Origin of the sequence: Arcobacter sp. L, assembly GCF_000284235.1 — a bacterium.
Taxonomy (GTDB): domain Bacteria; phylum Campylobacterota; class Campylobacteria; order Campylobacterales; family Arcobacteraceae; genus Aliarcobacter; species Aliarcobacter defluvii.
In genome coordinates this window covers 2,783,534-2,801,138 of record NC_017192.1, presented here as the reverse complement: position 1 = coordinate 2,801,138, position 17,605 = coordinate 2,783,534, and the positions used below count along the sequence as shown (strand labels likewise).

18 protein-coding genes are annotated in these 17,605 nt (G+C 28.4%); 13 read left to right on the top strand and 5 right to left on the bottom strand.

The window, feature by feature from the left end; all coding sequences use genetic code 11:
• The first annotated feature begins 8 nt into the window (after window positions 1-8).
• From ABLL_RS13830 to ABLL_RS13775, 12 genes are read left to right on the top strand one after another with little or no spacing between them, the layout of a single operon-like run.
• On the top strand, window positions 9-590 hold the full coding sequence (locus ABLL_RS13830; protein ID WP_014475407.1) for an NADH-quinone oxidoreductase subunit J: 582 nt from the start codon (window positions 9-11) through the stop codon (window positions 588-590).
• Entirely contained in the window at window positions 587-886 is a 300-nt protein-coding gene (nuoK, locus tag ABLL_RS13825) for an NADH-quinone oxidoreductase subunit NuoK (protein ID WP_014475406.1), read from the top strand. The genes ABLL_RS13830 and nuoK overlap by 4 nt, the downstream gene beginning before the upstream one ends.
• Before the next feature lie 2 nt (window positions 887-888).
• Window positions 889-2,745 (top strand): NADH-quinone oxidoreductase subunit L, encoded by a 1,857-nt coding sequence (nuoL, locus tag ABLL_RS13820; RefSeq protein WP_014475405.1) that lies wholly within the window; start codon window positions 889-891, stop codon window positions 2,743-2,745.
• Window positions 2,746-2,759: 14 nt separating this feature from the next.
• Window positions 2,760-4,286: an NADH-quinone oxidoreductase subunit M gene (locus ABLL_RS13815; protein WP_014475404.1), complete on the top strand. Its 1,527-nt coding sequence runs from the start codon at window positions 2,760-2,762 to the stop codon at window positions 4,284-4,286.
• Entirely contained in the window at window positions 4,286-5,788 is a 1,503-nt protein-coding gene (gene nuoN, locus ABLL_RS13810; protein ID WP_014475403.1) for an NADH-quinone oxidoreductase subunit NuoN, read from the top strand. Before ABLL_RS13815 ends, nuoN begins: the two co-directional genes overlap by 1 nt.
• A 56-nt stretch (window positions 5,789-5,844) precedes the next feature.
• The gene (locus ABLL_RS13805) at window positions 5,845-6,333 is read left to right on the top strand and encodes a transglycosylase SLT domain-containing protein (RefSeq protein WP_014475402.1); all 489 of its coding nucleotides are present in this window, start codon (window positions 5,845-5,847) and stop codon (window positions 6,331-6,333) included.
• A 50-nt stretch (window positions 6,334-6,383) separates the two neighbouring features.
• Complete coding sequence (locus ABLL_RS13800) at window positions 6,384-7,247, top strand: menaquinone biosynthesis family protein (protein WP_014475401.1); 864 nt, start codon at window positions 6,384-6,386, stop codon at window positions 7,245-7,247.
• A 3-nt stretch (window positions 7,248-7,250) separates the two neighbouring features.
• A complete protein-coding gene (locus ABLL_RS13795) occupies window positions 7,251-8,036 on the top strand; it encodes a UDP-N-acetylmuramate dehydrogenase (RefSeq protein ID WP_014475400.1) in 786 nt (261 codons plus the stop codon).
• Window positions 8,037-8,090: 54 nt separating this feature from the next.
• Window positions 8,091-10,466 (top strand): type I DNA topoisomerase, encoded by a 2,376-nt coding sequence (gene topA, locus ABLL_RS13790; RefSeq protein WP_041654938.1) that lies wholly within the window; start codon window positions 8,091-8,093, stop codon window positions 10,464-10,466.
• Between the two features lie 2 nt (window positions 10,467-10,468).
• Complete coding sequence (locus tag ABLL_RS13785) at window positions 10,469-10,981, top strand: YfcE family phosphodiesterase (protein ID WP_014475398.1); 513 nt, start codon at window positions 10,469-10,471, stop codon at window positions 10,979-10,981.
• Window positions 10,971-11,822 carry a biotin synthase gene (locus ABLL_RS13780; RefSeq protein ID WP_014475397.1) on the top strand — a complete coding sequence of 284 codons (852 nt, stop codon included), beginning with the start codon at window positions 10,971-10,973 and terminating at the stop codon, window positions 11,820-11,822. Before ABLL_RS13785 ends, ABLL_RS13780 begins: the two co-directional genes overlap by 11 nt.
• Window positions 11,823-11,834: 12 nt before the next feature.
• Window positions 11,835-12,995, top strand: coding sequence for a cation:proton antiporter (locus ABLL_RS13775; protein ID WP_014475396.1), 1,161 nt, complete (start codon window positions 11,835-11,837; stop codon window positions 12,993-12,995).
• On the opposite strand, the gene ABLL_RS13770 is transcribed toward ABLL_RS13775, so the two are convergent.
• The 5 genes from ABLL_RS13770 to ABLL_RS13750 form a co-directional block, all read right to left on the bottom strand.
• Entirely contained in the window at window positions 12,969-13,715 is a 747-nt protein-coding gene (locus ABLL_RS13770) for an AMIN domain-containing protein (protein WP_014475395.1), read from the bottom strand. The two genes, ABLL_RS13775 and ABLL_RS13770, sit on opposite strands and share 27 nt — an antisense overlap.
• Window positions 13,712-13,951: a septum formation initiator family protein gene (locus ABLL_RS13765; RefSeq protein WP_041654936.1), complete on the bottom strand. Its 240-nt coding sequence runs from the start codon at window positions 13,949-13,951 to the stop codon at window positions 13,712-13,714. Before ABLL_RS13765 ends, ABLL_RS13770 begins: the two co-directional genes overlap by 4 nt.
• Window positions 13,952-13,957: 6 nt before the next feature.
• The gene (gene eno, locus ABLL_RS13760) at window positions 13,958-15,238 is read right to left on the bottom strand and encodes a phosphopyruvate hydratase (RefSeq protein WP_014475393.1); all 1,281 of its coding nucleotides are present in this window, start codon (window positions 15,236-15,238) and stop codon (window positions 13,958-13,960) included.
• Between the two features lie 127 nt (window positions 15,239-15,365).
• Complete coding sequence (recA, locus tag ABLL_RS13755) at window positions 15,366-16,415, bottom strand: recombinase RecA (protein WP_014475392.1); 1,050 nt, start codon at window positions 16,413-16,415, stop codon at window positions 15,366-15,368.
• A 97-nt stretch (window positions 16,416-16,512) separates the two neighbouring features.
• Window positions 16,513-16,725 (bottom strand): hypothetical protein, encoded by a 213-nt coding sequence (locus ABLL_RS13750; protein ID WP_014475391.1) that lies wholly within the window; start codon window positions 16,723-16,725, stop codon window positions 16,513-16,515.
• 128 nt (window positions 16,726-16,853) lie between these two features.
• Here ABLL_RS13750 and ABLL_RS14960 point away from each other — a divergent pair, with 128 nt between their 5' ends.
• On the top strand, window positions 16,854-17,603 hold the full coding sequence (locus ABLL_RS14960) for a CBS domain-containing protein (protein ID WP_014475390.1): 750 nt from the start codon (window positions 16,854-16,856) through the stop codon (window positions 17,601-17,603).
• Window positions 17,604-17,605: the final 2 nt, after the last annotated feature.

Here is a 17,605-nt window from a genome sequence, read left to right as displayed (position 1 = left end):
GAGATTGAATGTTTGAAATTATAGCTTTTATAATATTTTCTATTTTAACTATTGGTATGTTTAGTATAGTAGTTTTAACTAATAATTCACTTTATGCTTTAAGTGCATTAGCCTCTGGGATGATTTTTATTTCAGGATTTTTCTTTTTGTTAAATGCTGATTTTTTAGGTGCAGTTCAAATTGTAGTTTATACAGGTGCTGTTATGTCTTTATATGCTTTTGGAATGATGTTTTTTGATTCTTTATCTGAAGTTAAAGAAAAAATTAATAATCCAAGGTTAGTATTTTTACTTTCTGGAGTGATAGCTTTAATAGTTGTAGTTGTTTTAATTGCTCCAATTATTGGAAAAAATATTAAAGCAGAATTTCCTGTTCATCCTGAATATGGGAATACAGTAGATGTAGGTCTTGTATTATTTACAAAATATTTACTTCCTTTTGAACTTGCTGCACTTATGCTTCTAGTTGCAATGGTAGGTGGAATTGTATTGGCAGGAAAAAAAATGAATGAATCATATTCAGAAATGAAAGAAGAAGAGATAGATGAAAAAATCAGACTTGAAGAATCATCTACAAAGGATGTTAAATGACACTTAATGCTTATTTGATACTTTCAACAGTTTTATTTTCAATTGGTTTAATTGGAGTTATTCGAAGAAAGAATGTATTAATGCTTTTTTTCTCAACAGAAATTATGCTAAACGCTGTAAATGTTGGACTTGTAGCAATTTCTAAATTTCATGGAGATTTAACAGGGCAAATGTTTGCATTTTTTATTATTGCTGTTGCTGCAAGTGAAGTTGCAATTGGTTTGGGACTTTTAATTCTTTGGTACAAAAGAACAGGTTCTATCAATTTAGATGATATTGCAGGAATGAAGGGATAAGAATGGAAAAATTTATATATATTGCACTTTTTGCCCCTTTAGTTGGTTCTTTAATAGCTGCGTTGTTTTCAACTCAGTCTAAAATGGTATTCACAGGTTGGTTTACTTCATTTATGTTAGCTGTTTCGATGTATGCTTCTTTAAATCTGTTATATTATGTTTATACAGAAGATATATCTTTACATATAGTTTTATTTGATTGGATAGTAATAGGAAATTTAGATATTCCTTTTGGGTTTGTGGTTGATCATGTAAGTGTAGTAATGATGAGTGTTGTTACTGTTGTTTCAACAATGGTACACATTCATTCAATTGGATATATGGAACACGATAAAGGTTTTAATAGATATTTTTCATATTTATCAGCTTTTGTTTTTTCAATGTTAGTTTTAGTAATGAGTGATAATTTTGCTGTTTTATTTATTGGTTGGGAAGGAGTTGGAGTTTGTTCTTGGTTACTAATTGGATTTTGGTACCACAAAGAATCTGCAACTTGGGCAGCAAATGAAGCTTTTATTATGAATAGAATAGGAGACTTAGGATTATTACTTGGAATGTTTTTAATTTATTGGAATATTGGAAGTTTACAATATGATATTGTATTTGCACAATTTTCAACACTTGAAACTTCAACACTTATTTGGATTGGCGCTTTATTATTCTTAGGAGCTATGGGGAAATCTGCACAGTTTCCTTTACATACTTGGCTTGCAGATGCAATGGAAGGACCAACACCAGTTTCAGCACTTATTCATGCTGCAACAATGGTAACTGCCGGAGTTTATTTAGTAGTTCGTTCAAATGAATTGTATTCTTTAATTCCTGAGGTTGGTTATGCAATTGCTTGTTTAGGAGCATTTGTTGCAATATTTGCAGCTTCAATGGCTTTAGTAAATAATGATATGAAAAGAATTATTGCATATTCAACACTATCTCAATTAGGATATATGTTTGTTGCAGCTGGTCTTGGAGCTTATTGGATAGCATTATTTCACTTAGCAACTCACGCTTTCTTTAAATCAGTATTATTTCTTGGAGCTGGAAATGTTATGCATGCAATGCATGATGAATTAGATATTAGAAAAATGGGTGGACTTCATAAAGAGATGAAGGCTACTTCATATATTATGATTATTGCTTCTTTAGCACTTGCAGGTATTTTCCCCCTTGCAGGATTCTTTTCAAAAGATAAAATTTTAGAAGCTGCATTTTATTCTGATGCGACAGTTTTATGGGCAATATTATGGATAACAGCTGGACTTACGGCGTTTTATTCATTTAGACTTGTAATGAAAATCTTTTTTGGAAAAGCAAATTATAGTGAAGAGTTACATCCTCATGAAGCAAAAAGTTTTGTAATTGCTGCAATGATACCTCTTGCAATTTTAGCTGTTATAGCTGGTTGGTTTGAACATTCATTTGTAGAATTTGTTACAAAAATATTACCAACTTGGGAAACAACGAACTTAGAACACTCAACAGCTTGGAAATTGATTTTAGTTACAAGTGCAATTGCAATTTTTGGTATAGCTATTGCAGTATTTAAATATAAAAGAGATGGATTTAGTAAATCTTGGGAAGATACGTTTATTTATAAATTATTAAGTAATCAATACTATATCCCAAAAATATATGAAGTTTGTATTACAAAACCATATTATGCAATATCAGTTTGGGTATGGAAAGTAATTGAAATTAAATTTATTGATGCATCAATTGATGGTTTAGCACATTTCGTTAATAAAATGGGAGTTAGATTTAGACCAATTCAATCGGGAAATCTATCATCATCATTAAGACTAATGACTTTTGGACTAATCTTAGGATTAGTATTTGCTTTAGTCTTATCGGTACTTTAAGGAAGGTAATGTAAATGGAAAATATTTTATCTATGTTGATATTTTTTCCTGCAGCTGCAGCAGTTGTTGGATTTTTAATTCACAAAGATTCAATGAGACAATTTGGGGTTGTGGTTACAGTAGTTGAGTTTGTATTGTCACTACTTCTATGGTATTACTTTGATTCAAATGTTGCAGGTATGCAATTTGTTCAGAGTTTGCCTTTAATAAGTTCTTATGGTATCAATTATACAGTGGGTGTTGATGGAGTTTCATTGTTTTTAATCGTTATGATTACGTTTATGACAATGGTAGCTTTAATTGGTTTAACAGAAAAAAAAGATGTGAAAAATCTAATCATAACTATGTTATTTTTAGAAATGACAATGGTTGGAGTTTTTGTATCTTTAGATGTAATTATGTTTTATATTTTCTGGGAATTAACACTTATTCCAATGTTTTATGTTATTGGTTTTTGGGGAGCAGAAAAAAGATTTTATGCGGCAATTAAATTCTTTTTATATACATTCATAGGTTCACTTGTGATGTTAGTTGGTATGCTTTATTTTGGGTATGTATATCATGAAACAACAGGAGTTTGGAGCTTTAGTTTAATGGATTGGAATAGTGTAGTATTGCCATTTGATTTACAACTTTGGTTATTTATAGCTTTCTTCTTTGGATTTGCAGTAAAAGTTCCAATGTTTCCTTTTCATACTTGGTTACCATTAGCTCATGGACAAGCACCCACAATTGGTTCAATAATGCTTGCAGCTGTATTATTAAAAATGGAAACTTATGGATTTATTAGATTCTCTTTACCATTATTCCCTGATGCAAGTGTATATTTTGTTGGATTTATGGCAACTTTAGGATTAATTGCAATTATTTATACAGCGATGTTAGCTTATGCTCAAGAAGATATGAAGCAGATGATAGCATATTCATCAATTTCACATATGGGAGTTATTACTCTTGGAGTATTTGCTTTAAATGTTGAAGGTATTTCAGGTGCTGTTTATTTAATGATTGGTCATGGTATTGTTTCAGGAGCTCTATTTATGAGTGTTGGAGTTTTATATGATAGAAGACATACTAAAATGATAAAAGAGTTTGGTGGATTAGCCCATAATATGCCAGTTTTTGCAACTGTTTATGCAATTGTATTAATGGCATCTATTGGATTACCTTTAACTATTGGATTTATTGGTGAATTTTTATCTTTACTAGGATTCTTTAAATTCTCTCCTATTTTAACATTTATAGGTGCATTGACAATTATTTTAAGTGCAGTATATATGTTAGCTATGTATAAAAGAACATTTTTTGGGAAATTAGTAAAACCTGAAAATAAAGTATTAAAAGATATTTTTGGTAGAGAATTAGTAGCACTTGGTTTATTGGTAGTTTTAATTATATCATTAGGAATCTATCCAAAATTAATTTTAGACCCATTAAATACATCTGTTTCACAACTTACAAAAGTAATGGAAATAAAAGCAGTTAATGAAGATACAAAAGAAAAATTAAGAGCTTTAAACTCTATTGGGGAGGTTAAATAATGCTTGAACCTATTAAAATAAGTTTAGAATCTCTAAACCTAGGGACAATAGCACCAATGTCAATAGCAATTATTGGTGCGTTAGGTATTTTATTAACTGATGTATTTAATAAAAATAAACACAAATCTTTATATGTAATTTTAGTTGTGTTATTTTTAATTTTTGATTTATTTACTCTTTTAGCTTTTAATGGTGATGAAAGAGGAATGTTTGATGTTATGTTATTAGATGGAATATCAGTTCTATCTCAATGTATAATAATTTGTGGTTCAATATTATTTGTTTTATTAGGATTATCAAAATTAAGATTCCAAGAATTTAGATATGCTGAATATTTTGCTTTATATTTATTAGTTGTTGCTGGATTCCAATTTATGGTAAGTTCCGATTCATTAATATTGATTTTTGTAGGTCTTGAAACTTCTTCTTTAGCTTTATATACAATGATAGCAATGCATAATAGAATGGTTTCTATTGAAGCTGCTGTAAAATACTTTACAATGGGAGCTTTAGCAGCTGCATTTTTCGTATTTGGGTCAATGATTTTTTATGCAACAACAGGAACTTTAGAATTAGCACAAATGGCACAAGTATTATCTCAAGAAGGATATTTAAGTACATTAAATTATTCTAACTATGTATTGATTTTAGTTGGATTTGTATTTATGTTTGCTGCACTTGGATTTAAGTTGTCTTTATTCCCTTATCATATTTGGGTTCCAGATGTTTATCAAGGATCAACATCTGCAATGGCAGGATTTTTATCTGTAATTCCTAAAATGGCAGGATTTGTCGTAGCACTAAGATTTTTTGAAATGTTCATTCATTTACAAGATCCAATTATTCAAACTTTACTTTATGTGACTGTAGTTTTAACAATGACAATTCCAAATTTAATTGCTTTACAACAAAAAGATATAAAAAGAATGCTAGCTTATTCATCAATATCAAATGCAGGTATGGCAATGGCTGCAATAGTTATAGGTACACATCAAGCAACAGTTGCATTATTTTTGTATTGGATTCTATTCACAATAACAAATTTTGGTGCTTTTGGAATGTTATGGTTAAATAGAGGGAAAGAGTATGCAGATTATAACTCTCCTTATACATTTAAAAAATTCTCAGGATTAGTTCAGATTTCACCATTTACAGCATCAATTTTAGGAATGTTCTTTTTCGCACTAACTGGTCTTCCTCCTTTTGCCTTGTTCTGGGGGAAAATGTATCTTATTGGAAGTGCTGTAAATGCAGGACATATTGCTTTAGCTATTATTATTGTTTTAAACTCAGTTATAGCAGCATACTATTATTTAAGACCTGTTTCTTATATGTTCTTAAGAAATCCAGAAGAGGGAATGAATACTAAATTTATGCAAAATGCTTCAACTCCTATGAAATCAGTTGTTGGTTTTGTTGTATTTTTGACAATTATTTCAATTTTATTAATAGAACCTCTATTAAATATAATAGAATTATACGTATCTAATTCAGGATTTTAATCTCAAATAATTCTAGTCGTTTTGAAAAATGATTAGAATTATTGTAAACTTCATTTATGAAAAAAATCTTATTTCTATTTTTACTCATTCATACATTTTGTTTTTCTAACTCTTTAGGATTAACAAATGTAGATTTAATTATTCTGAAAAAAATTAAATCTCTAACTGATAATACAATGATGAAATATACTTTAATGGCTATTGCAATTAAAGAATCTTCAATTGGAAAAAAACAAATCAATGATTTTAGTAATGATTATGGGCTTTTTCAGTCCAATATAAAAAGTGTAATGAAAAGACAAAGAGTAGAAGATAATTATTATAATAGAAAATATTTTGCTAATAAACTTTTAAAAGATGTGGCTTTTTCAACTGCAAATGCAATAGTTGAAATTGATTATTGGAGAAAAGTACATAAAGAAAATTGGGTTAGAGTTTGGGCAAGTTATAACGCAGGTTGGAGATATTCAAGTACAACGGGAGTTCTTTATGCTGATTCAATATTTGATATTATAAAAAAACTAAGGTTTGAATATAACTTATAACTTTAAACCATAACTTGTTAAAATCCTCTAGCAAAAATAAAGGAATGAATTTGAAAAATATTAGTGTAGGACATTCACCTGATGCAGATGATATATTTATGTATTATGCAATTAAATTTGGTTGGGTGACTCCAGATGATGCAAAATTTGAAAATATAGCTTTAGATATTGAAACATTAAATCAAGCTTGTTTAAAAGGGGTATATGATATTTGTGCAATCTCTTTTGCTTTATATCCTTTTGTTAAAGATGACTATGCACTTTTAAAAACAGCAGTATCTTTTGGTGAAGGTTATGGACCAAAACTTATAAAGAAAAAAGAAACGGTTTTAAAGAAAAATTTTAAAGTAGCTCTTAGTGGAGAATTTACAACAAATGCACTTTTATTTAGAATTGCTTATCCTAATGCAAGAATTATATATATGAATTTTTTAGATATTGAAAAAGCAGTTCTTGAGGGAACAGTAGATGCAGGTGTATTAATTCATGAATCAATATTAACTTATGATGAAAAATTAGAAGTTGAACGTGAAATGTGGGATGTTTGGTTGGAATTAAGTGGTGGAGGATTACCTTTACCACTTGGAGGAATGTGCTTACGTCGTTCAATTCCTCTTCATAGTGCGATTAATTATGAGAATACACTTATAAAAGCTGTTGAAGTTGCTAATAAAAATAGAAAAGTTTTAGCACCAATGCTTTTAGAAAAGGGATTAATTAGAGTTGATGCACCAACATTAGATAAATATTTAGATTTATATGCAAACGATAACTCGGTTAAAATGAGTGAAATTCAATATAAAGCATTAGATAAATTATTTGAACTTGGATATAAACATGGCTTTTATCAAAATTTGATAAAAGCAGAAGATTTTTTAATTCCAAGTGAATATGAAGAATTAAGAGCAAAATAATTTATGCAAAATAGTATTAGAACAATTGATTTTAAAAGATATTCTTCAATTAATATAGGTCCAACACTGGATGTATTAGTAATAAATGAAATAGGTGATTATAGTGATTATCAAATAATTGGACGAGCTAATAATTTACTTATTTCACCTAATACGAATAAAAAATTTGCTATTTTAGGTGAAGAGTTTGATTATATAAGACAAGAAGGGAATTTATTATATGTAGGATGTGCTACAACCTCAGGAAAACTTTTAACTTACACAAAAAAACATGATATAGGAAATTTAGAATTTTTAGCAAAATTACCAGGAAATTTAGGTGGTTTAGTAAAAATGAATGCAGGATTAAAATCTTGGGAAGTTTTTAATTATATTAATAGTATAAAAACAAAAGATGGCTATATAAAAAAAGAGAATGTATCTTTTTCATATAGACATACAAAAATAGATACTGTTGTTTATGAAGTTGTATTTAATATAGAGTATGGATTCTCAAAAGAGCGATTGAAAGAGTTTACAAAAATGAGAGATAATCAACCTCATATTGCAAGTGCAGGAAGTTGTTTTAAAAATCCAAAAGGTGAGTTTGCTGGAAGATTAATAGAAGCTGTTGGTTTAAAAGGAATGAAAAAAGGTGATATGAGCTTTTCTGAACAACATGCAAATTTTTTAGTAAATTATGATAAAGGAACATTTGAAGATGCAGTTTATTTAATAAAACTTGCAAAAGAAAAAATAAAAAAAGAGTTTGATATAGATATAGAAGAAGAGATAATTATTTATAAGTAATATTAATTAATTTATGTTAGAATGCAAACTCCAAAAAAATGTAAGGTACTTTTAGTGAAGAATTTAGTAATAGTGGAGTCCCCAGCAAAAGCAAAAACAATATCGAAATTTCTAGGTAGTGACTATACCGTAATGGCTTCAATGGGGCATGTAAGAGATTTACCAAAGTCTAGTTTAGGGTTTGACCCAAGTGATAATTTTAAACCAAAATATATGGTTACTGCAGATAAGAAAAAAGTTATAAGTGATTTGAAAAAACACATTTCTAAAGATACCACAATTTACCTAGCAGCCGATGAAGATAGAGAGGGAGAGGCCATTGCATGGCATTTGATTCCTGCACTTAAAATAGAAAAAAATCCTATAAAAAGAATTGTTTTTCATGAAATTACAAAAGATGCAATTTTAAAAGCATTGGAAAATCCAAGAGATGTTGATCAACATTTAGTTGATGCTCAACAAGCAAGACGTATTTTAGATAGAGCAGTTGGTTATGAACTTTCTCCTTTATTATGGAAAAAAGTTAGATATGGATTAAGTGCTGGACGTGTTCAAAGTGTTGCTGTTAGAATTATAGTTGATAGAGAAAATGAAATAAGAGCATTTGTTCCTGAAGAATATTGGAAAGTAAAAGCTGATTTTATAAATCCCGAATTAAAAGCTGAACTTGCAAAAATTTCTGCAAAAACAGCAAAAGTTGATAATGAAGAACAAGCCTTAAATATAGAATCTTCACTTAATCAAGGAATTTATAAATTAGCAAGTATTGAAGAAAAAGAGAGTATAAGAAATCCAGCAGCTCCTTTTACAACATCTACCCTCCAACAAGAAGCAAGTAGAAAACTTGGTCTTTCAGTAAAACAAACAATGGTTATTGCACAACAACTTTATGAAGGAAATGTAGGAAATATTCCAAATCATACAGGTGGTTTAATCACATATATGAGAACAGACTCTTTAAATCTTTCAACAGTTGCAACAAGTGCAGCTAAAGCTGTAATTGAAGAAGAGTATGGAAAAGAGTATTCATTAAGTAAACCAAGAGTTTATAAATCAACTGCTAAAGGTGCACAAGAAGCGCATGAAGCGATTCGTCCAGTTAATCTTGCATTAAAACCAAGTATGATTAAAGAGTTTGTTGAACCAGCACAATATAAATTATATAGTTTGATTTGGAAAAGAACCCTTGCTACTCAAATGGCACAAGCAAAAATTGCAAATACAACGTATAAAATCGAAGCTGGACGTGATAAAGAGTTTGAATTTCAATCTAAAGGGCAAAGAATCATTTTTGCTGGATTTATGAAAGCTTATACAGAAGGTAGTGATAATCCAGAAGCTGCACTTGATAGTACTGAAAAAATTCTGCCAAATATCAAAGTTGGAACAGTTTTAGAATTAGAAAAATTAGAAAGTGAACAAAATTTTACAAAACCACCTGCTCGTTATACAGAAGCTTCTTTAGTTAAAAAACTAGAGAGTGAAGGAATAGGAAGACCATCAACTTATGCACCAACAATTTCAACTATTCAAGCAAGAGAGTATGTAACAAAAACTGAAGATAAAAAGTTAATTCCTACTCAAACAGGTGAAATTGTAAATAGCTTTTTAGTTGATCACTTTTCAGATATTGTAGATTTAGGTTTTACAGCTAAAATTGAAGAAGAGTTTGATGAAATAGCTCTTGGAAAGATTGCTTGGGAACAAGTAATGAAAGATTTTTATGGAAATTTTAAAAAAACAATTGATGAAAAAGAAGAGAGTGTTCACAAAGAAGATTATTTACAATCTAGAGAAATAGGAATTGATCCAAAATCGGGAAAACCAGTAAGTGCTAGAGTTGGGAGATTTGGACCATTTATTCAAATTGGAACAAAAGATGATGAAGAAAAACCAAAATTTGTTGCAATTCCTGATAATTTGAATATGGATACAATTACATTAGATGAAGCACTGTTTTTATTTACACTTCCAAGAGTTGTAGGACTTGATAATAGTGGAGATGAAATAAAAGCTAATATTGGAAGATTTGGTCCATATTTACAAGTTAAAACAAAATTTTATTCATTGAAAACTGATGATCCTTATACAGTTGATTTAAATAGAGCTTTAGAAATTATCAAAGAAACAGATGAAGCAAAAGAAAAATCTACTATTAAAACTTTTGATAAAGAAAAAATTCAAATCCTAATTGGTCAATATGGTCCATATATAAAACAAGGAAGAAAAAATTTCAAAATACCAAAAAGTGTTGAAGCAAAAGATTTAACTTTAGAGCAATGTCTTGAAATAATTGCAAAAGATTCTAAAACAAAAACAAGTTCGACAAAAAAAGCAAGTACAGAAAAAAAAGCAAGTACAGAAAAAAAAGAGACAAAAAAGAAAACAACTACAGCAAAAAAAACTACTAAAAAGAGTGCTGACAAATAGTTATGAAAATAGGCATTTTGTCCGATAGTCACTTAAAAAGTGACTATACAAAAGAGGTGATAGATTTTTTCAAAAATGAAAATTGTGAATATTTAATTCATGCAGGTGATTTATGTATTGAAAAAAATCTTGAACTTTTAGAAAATTCTGGGCTTAAATATGTAGCAATTTTTGGAAATAATGATAGAAATTTGTTCTCTCTTGCTTCAAAATATAATATTAAATCAGAACCATATTATTTTAAAATAAAAGATATAAAGTTTAAACTTATGCACCTTCCTTATTATTTAACACCTGATTGTGATGTGGTGATTTTTGGACACACTCACATCTTTGAATCAGATTATAAAAATAAAACACTTTTTATAAATCCAGGAGAAGTGTGTGCAAGAGAAAAACCTTTAATAGAGTGCGTACAACTAGGGATTAATGAAAATGAGTATATAATCACACGTTGTTTTAAAAAGATTAATGAAAAAAATTTTAAAAAAGAAGAGATAATTTATGAAAAATAATGACGAAATTTTTTTATGCGCCATTTGTAATATTGAAAGTGGAACATGTAATGAAGACTGTAAATTCTGTACACAAAGTGTAAAATATAAAGCAGATATTCAAAGATATAAACAAAAAGAGATTACTCAAATTGTCGAAGAAGCAAAAAGAGCAAGAGCAAATAATGCAAATGGATTTTGTTTAGTAACTGCTGGAAAAGGACTAACTCCAAAAAGATTAGAGTATGTATGTGAAGCAGCACGTGCAATTAAAAAAGAGAATTTAGGTTTAATTTTAATTGCTTGTAATGGTATTGCAACAGTTGAAGATCTTCAAACTTTAAAAGATGCAGGAGTTGATGCATATAATCACAACTTAGAAACTGCAAGAGATTTTTATGATGAAATCTGTACAACTCATCCTTGGGATGATAGATATCAAACTTGTAAAAATGTAAAAGAAGTTGGTTTAAGACTTGTATGTGGTGGAATTTTTGGAATGGGAGAGACTCAAGAACAAAGAATTTCAATGCTTGAATCAATTGCATCTTTAGAGCCTATGAATGTACCTTTAAACTTTTTCCATCCAAATGAAGCATTACCAATTGTAAAAAATACAATTACAAGAGAAGAAGCTTTTGAGTTAATCACACTTGCTAGAAAGATGATTCCAAATGCAATGAAAATAATGGTTGCTGGTGGACGTGAAGTAATGTTTGGTGATGAGCAGTATAAAATCTTTGAAAAAGGTGCTAATGCATTTGTTATTGGTGATTATTTAACAACTGCTGGAAAAACTCCTGCTGATGATATTGCTGAGCTTGAAAAACATGGTTATAAAATAAAAAGAGAAAGAGATTAATAAGGTAAACGAATGAGTGAAGAAATATTAATAATTATCTCAATATCTTTAATAATATTTACTTCACCATTAGTATCGAAATTATTAAAACTACCTACAATTCCAGTAGAAATTATGTTAGGTGCAATAGCTGCATATTTTGCATTTATTGTAGATCATCCAATTTTTCATTTAGTTGCTGAATTGGGTTTTTTATATCTAATGTTTTTAGCTGGAATAGAAATAGATTTAAAAAAACTTTTATCTATTTCACCAACAATGCTAAAAAAATCACTTTTATATAATGTCATACTATTTTCAAGTTCAATTCTAATAACTTTATATTTTGATTTAGGGAAAATATTTATTGTAATTCTGCCTCTTATTTCTATTGGAGTTTTAGCTGCTCTTAAAAAAGAGTATGGAGATACAGAATGGATAAGAATAGCTTTTATTGTTGGATTAATAGGTGAAATAGTTTCAATTTTTGCATTAACAACAGTATCTGCTGTGTTAGAGTATGGAATTGGATTTGATTTTTATAAAATTATGGCATTGTTTGTTTTATTCTTAATAGCAATGATAATTGTGTATAAACTTTTTCACAATCTTATTTGGTGGTTTCCAGAAATAAAAAATTATTTAATGCCTGAGAAAGATCATCAAGAACAAGATATAAGAATTTCAATGGCAATATTCTTTTTAATGATAACTGTAATGATGTATCTACATTTAGAGATTGCTTTTGGAGCTTTTATTGCAGGTATTTTTATTACAACATTCTTTGAAGAACATAATAAACAATTACCTCATAAATTAGAACATTTTGGTTTTGGTTGGTTAGTTCCAATTTTCTTTATTTCTGTTGGTGCTTCTCTTGAAATAAATGCATTATTAAATTGGGATTTGATTATAAAAGCTCTATTAATTACAGTTGCAATGATTGCTATTAGATTATTAGCTTCTTTATTATTTGTAAAAGAGATGGGGTGGAATAAATTTTTTATGCTTGGGCTATCTCATTCAATGCCATTAACACTTTTAATTGCAGTTACAACTATTGCATACAATAATCACTCTATTACACAAGAATTTTATTATGCTTTAATATTAGCAGCTATATTAGAAGTATTAATTGTAATGGTTATAATTAGGATAATTACTTCTCTAATTAAGTTTAGAGATAGTAATTAAATCATCTTTATATGATACATTGTAATTAGAAGGTTTATCGATCAATTCAAGTGCAACTCTAAAATATCCTTCTGATTTGTGATTTCCCACAGTAATTCTTTTAAAGTTTTTTGAATCTAAATCATCTTTTTTTGTATTGAAGTTTACTTTTGCTTTATAATCAATAATTAGTTTATTTTCTTTTATAATTGAGAATTTTTTAGAAACTTTGTAATCTGTATGAATAATTAGTTTATTATCACTAAATTCAATTTTTAGGAACGGTAAAAGGGTTTTAGCAACTAAAGTATCATCATCAGTTATGTCAGGTCTAGGTTTTACATAAACAATTTGTTCTGGTTCTGCAGGTTTAGTATTTGCAAGTTCTTTTTTTACAATTTCTTTTGTTTTTTGTTCAGTTTGTTTTTTTGTTTTTTGAAGTAATGAATCCACTTCTTGTTTAGAATAAGTTTTTTGTACAGGTTTATTTTCTTTTATAGTTGGAACAATTTTATTTACAGCATCATTAACTTTATTTTTATTTACATCTGACATTTTTTGTTGCATTTCTCTTATATATTGAGCTTCTTGCATATCTTCAGGTGTAACTGGATTTTCATTCATCTCAATCATCTTCCCTGTTTCTTCTTCAAAAGTATTCATCATTTCAAATGGATTTTCTCTTGCATTTAAACCTATTGCTAAAATGACAGTTAATGTAAATAAAGATAAAGTTTTCATTCTTCTGGCTCCAAATTTTTAAGTTCAAAATACTCTTTTTGTAAATAAGCATTTTCTCTTTGTAATCTTAATATTTCACTTTCTAGATACTCTTTTTTATATTTTAGTGAATTATAAACTTGCAAAGAGTTATCTCCAAAAAGAATTATAACTGCATTATAAGATAAAAAGATAGTAGCAATCAAAGATATGATTACTACTAACATAAATTTCTTATAAGCGCTAAATTTTTTCATATACCACTATTTTTTAGAGAAAGGTTGTTTCCCTAAATATTCAGAATAGGCAATTTCAGCTCCAATTTCAAGAAGTCTGTTGTATTTTGCAATTCTGTCACTTCTTGCTGTTGAACCAGTTTTTATTTGTCCACAATTTAATGCCACCGCAAAATCTGCAATAAATGCATCTTCACTTTCACCTGATCTATGAGACATGATACAATTGTAGTTATTTCTTTGAGCAAGTCTGATTGTTTGCATTGTTTCAGAAACTGATCCAATTTGATTTGGTTTAATTAATACAGCATTTGCTATACCTTTTTTAATTCCTTCAGCAACAATTGATGCATTTGTAACAAATAAATCATCTCCAACTAATTGAACTTTTGAACCTAATTTTTCAGTTAAAATTTTCCATCCATCCCAATCATCTTCACTTAATCCATCTTCAATAGAAACGATAGGATATTTAGAACATAAATCAGCATAGTATTCAACTAATTCAGCTGATGTTAATTCTCTATTCTCACCTTTTAGAACATATTTTTTTGTATTTTCATCAATTAATTCAGAAGCAGCAACGTCTAATGCAATAGAGATTTGTTCACCAGCTTTATATCCAGCTTTTTCAATAGCTGTCATGATAACTTGAATTGGTTCTTCGTTTGATTTTAAGTTTGGAGCAAATCCACCTTCATCACCAACTGCTGTACTTTCACCCATTGCATCAATAACTTTTTTTAAGTTTTGATAGATTTCTGCAACAGCTCTTAATCCATCATTGAAATTTTCAAATCCTGTTGGCATAATCATATATTCTTGGAAATCAACAGAGTTATTTGCATGCTCTCCACCATTAATAATATTAAACATAGGTACAGGCATTGTCATAGCATTTGCTCCACCTAAATATCTATATAATGGAATTTGTAAAGAGTTAGCAGCAGCTCTAGCCACTGCCATAGATACACCAAGAACAGCATTTGCTCCTAAATTTGAGTAATTTTGTGTTCCATCAATATCTTTCATTGTTGCATCAACTTCAGCTTGATTATAAGGGCTTAATCCGATTAATTCATTTGCAATTGTAGTGTTTACATTCTCAACTGCATTTAAAACACCTTTCCCTAAAAATCTATTATCACCATCTCTTAATTCTAAAGCTTCTCTTTTTCCTGTACTTGCACCACTTGGTACTATTGCACTACCTTTTGTACCATCACTTAATATAACTGTAGCTCTTACAGTTGGGTTTCCTCTTGAATCTAATACTTCATCAGCGTAAATATTATCAATAAATACCACTTAGATCTCCTATATTTCATAATTTAGATGATTATAGCTAAAAAAGATTTGTTATTTGCTTTTGTATTTTTTTAAAGAGAGTAATTTTTGTATTTTGTTTATCAAAGGAAAAGTTTCCTTTGATTTTTTAGTCGTCTAAATCAGCTGTATCATCTAAATCATCTGAACTACTACTAATGATTGAATCATTAACTCCCATAGATTCAAGGATTTTATTTTCAATTTCACGTGCTATTTCAGGGTTATCTTTTAAGAATACTTTTGAGTTTTCTCTTCCTTGTCCAATTTTTGAATCACCATAACTAAACCAAGCACCAGCTTTATCTACGATATCAAGTTTTACCCCATAATCAACTAATTCACCAGTTTTTGAGATACCTTCTCCAAACATAATATCAAATTCTGCTTGTTTAAAAGGAGCTGCCACTTTATTTTTAACAACTTTTACTTTTACTCTATTCCCAATAGAATTTTCACCTTGTTTAAGTGTAGCAATTCTTCTAATATCAAGTCTTACTGAAGAGTAGAATTTAAGAGCATTCCCTCCAGTTGTTGTTTCAGGACTCCCATATCCAGTCATTCCAATTTTCATTCTTATTTGGTTGATAAAAATAACTGTACAATTCATTTTATTTAATAAACCAGTTACTTTTCTTAAAGCTTTACTCATAAGTCTTGCTTGAACACCAACTTGTTGATCATCCATATCTCCATCAATTTCTACTTTTGGAGTAAGTGCTGCAACAGAGTCAATAACAACTAAATCAACTGCACCACTTCTTATTACGGTTTCAAGTATTTCTAAAGCTTGTTCTCCAAAATCTGGTTGAGATACAAGTAAGTTATCTGTATCAACACCAATATCTTTTGCATATTTAACATCAAGAGCATGTTCAGCATCAATAAATGCACAAACACCTCCTGCTTTTTGTGCTTCAGCAATTGCATGTAATGTTAGTGTTGTTTTTCCTGAACTTTCTGGCCCATAAATTTCAATAACTCTTCCTTTTGGAAGTCCACCAACACCAAGTGCTAAATCAAGTCCTAAAGAACCTGTGCTGATTGTTTCAGTTGGAACAACAACTTTATCACCAAGTCTAATAAGTGTACCTTTTCCAAATGTTTTATCAATTTGTTTGATAGCTAATTCTAATGATTTTTTTTGATTCTCATCCATAATATTTCCTATGTTGGTTTGATTTGTTATATTTTATGTTGGGATTTTAGCAGATTTTTTTTAAAGTCTTAATTTTTATTACAAATTGTAATATTTTTTATTTTAAAATATCTTCAATCCCTTCTTGCTCAATTTTTTCAATAGTTTCAATAGTTTTTATATGAGCATTAACTCTTTTTTTCATTGTATATGATTTTATATGTTTTGCTAAAATTTTTGTATATTTTTTGTAGTTTCTTGAATCTTTTTCAAAAGTTGTAAGTTTTTTCTGTATTTTAATAATATCTTGTGGAATAGTATTGTTTTGCATATTTACCTCTAATAAATTTGTTAATTTTAACAGAAAATATTTAAAATGATATTATTTAAATATTTTCTTTGCTATTATTGAAAATAATTTATTTAATAAAAATTATCAAAGTATAAGTAGGAGATATTTTGCAGAATAATTTAAAAAATTTTATAGTAAAAGAAAATACGACTATATTAGAAGCACTAAAACTTATTGATAAAAATAAAAAAAACTTTTTAATCGTTATAAATGATATGAATACTCTTATAGGTATAATTACTGAAGGGGAAATTAGAAGACTCTTAATAAATGGATTTAAACTAAAAAATAATATTATTTATAACAGTAACTTTTCTAGTATAAATCAGAATGATTCTTTTCTTAATCTTTTTGAATATTTTAAATCAGAAAAAATAAACTTTATTCCTATTGTAGATGATAATAACAAATTGATAAATATAATATCTAAAAAACAATTTCATGTAATGTTGCTTAAAGATATTGAATATGATTTGAAAAAATTACCTCAAATTGATGAACATGAATTAGATTATGAAATATTTCCAAAGCCATGGGGATTTTACAAAAGTACATTATTAGCAGAACATGTCCAATCTAAAATAATAACGGTATTCCCTAATGGAGAACTTAGTTTGCAAAAACATAAAAGAAGAGAAGAACATTGGATAGTGATTAAAGGTGAGGGAAAAATTGTCTTAGAAGAGACTATCTTAAATATAGAACAAGGAAGATATATTTATATTCCAAAAGGATGTAAGCATAAGATTATAAATTCTTCAAAAATTGATAATTTAATATTTGCAGAAGTTCAATTAGGTGATTATTTTGGTGAAGATGATATAATAAGATATGAAGACAAATATGGGAGAGTGTAAAT

Bases quoted from the DNA above. Each gene is read 5' to 3' on its own strand.
- ABLL_RS13795 (WP_014475400.1), top strand. From the start codon at position 7,251: ATGCAAAATAGTATTAGAACAATTGATTTTAAAAGATATTCTTCAATT.
- ABLL_RS13815 (WP_014475404.1), top strand. From the start codon at position 2,760: ATGGAAAATATTTTATCTATGTTGATATTTTTTCCTGCAGCTGCAGCA.
- ABLL_RS13830 (WP_014475407.1), top strand. From the start codon at position 9: ATGTTTGAAATTATAGCTTTTATAATATTTTCTATTTTAACTATTGGT.
- ABLL_RS13785 (WP_014475398.1), top strand. From the start codon at position 10,469: ATGAAAATAGGCATTTTGTCCGATAGTCACTTAAAAAGTGACTATACA.
- nuoK (WP_014475406.1), top strand. From the start codon at position 587: ATGACACTTAATGCTTATTTGATACTTTCAACAGTTTTATTTTCAATT.
- ABLL_RS13805 (WP_014475402.1), top strand. From the start codon at position 5,845: ATGAAAAAAATCTTATTTCTATTTTTACTCATTCATACATTTTGTTTT.
- ABLL_RS13775 (WP_014475396.1), top strand. From the start codon at position 11,835: ATGAGTGAAGAAATATTAATAATTATCTCAATATCTTTAATAATATTT.
- nuoL (WP_014475405.1), top strand. From the start codon at position 889: ATGGAAAAATTTATATATATTGCACTTTTTGCCCCTTTAGTTGGTTCT.
- recA (WP_014475392.1), bottom strand. From the start codon at position 16,415: ATGGATGAGAATCAAAAAAAATCATTAGAATTAGCTATCAAACAAATT.
- ABLL_RS13750 (WP_014475391.1), bottom strand. From the start codon at position 16,725: ATGCAAAACAATACTATTCCACAAGATATTATTAAAATACAGAAAAAA.
- ABLL_RS13780 (WP_014475397.1), top strand. From the start codon at position 10,971: ATGAAAAATAATGACGAAATTTTTTTATGCGCCATTTGTAATATTGAA.
- ABLL_RS13765 (WP_041654936.1), bottom strand. From the start codon at position 13,951: ATGAAAAAATTTAGCGCTTATAAGAAATTTATGTTAGTAGTAATCATA.
- ABLL_RS13770 (WP_014475395.1), bottom strand. From the start codon at position 13,715: ATGAAAACTTTATCTTTATTTACATTAACTGTCATTTTAGCAATAGGT.
- nuoN (WP_014475403.1), top strand. From the start codon at position 4,286: ATGCTTGAACCTATTAAAATAAGTTTAGAATCTCTAAACCTAGGGACA.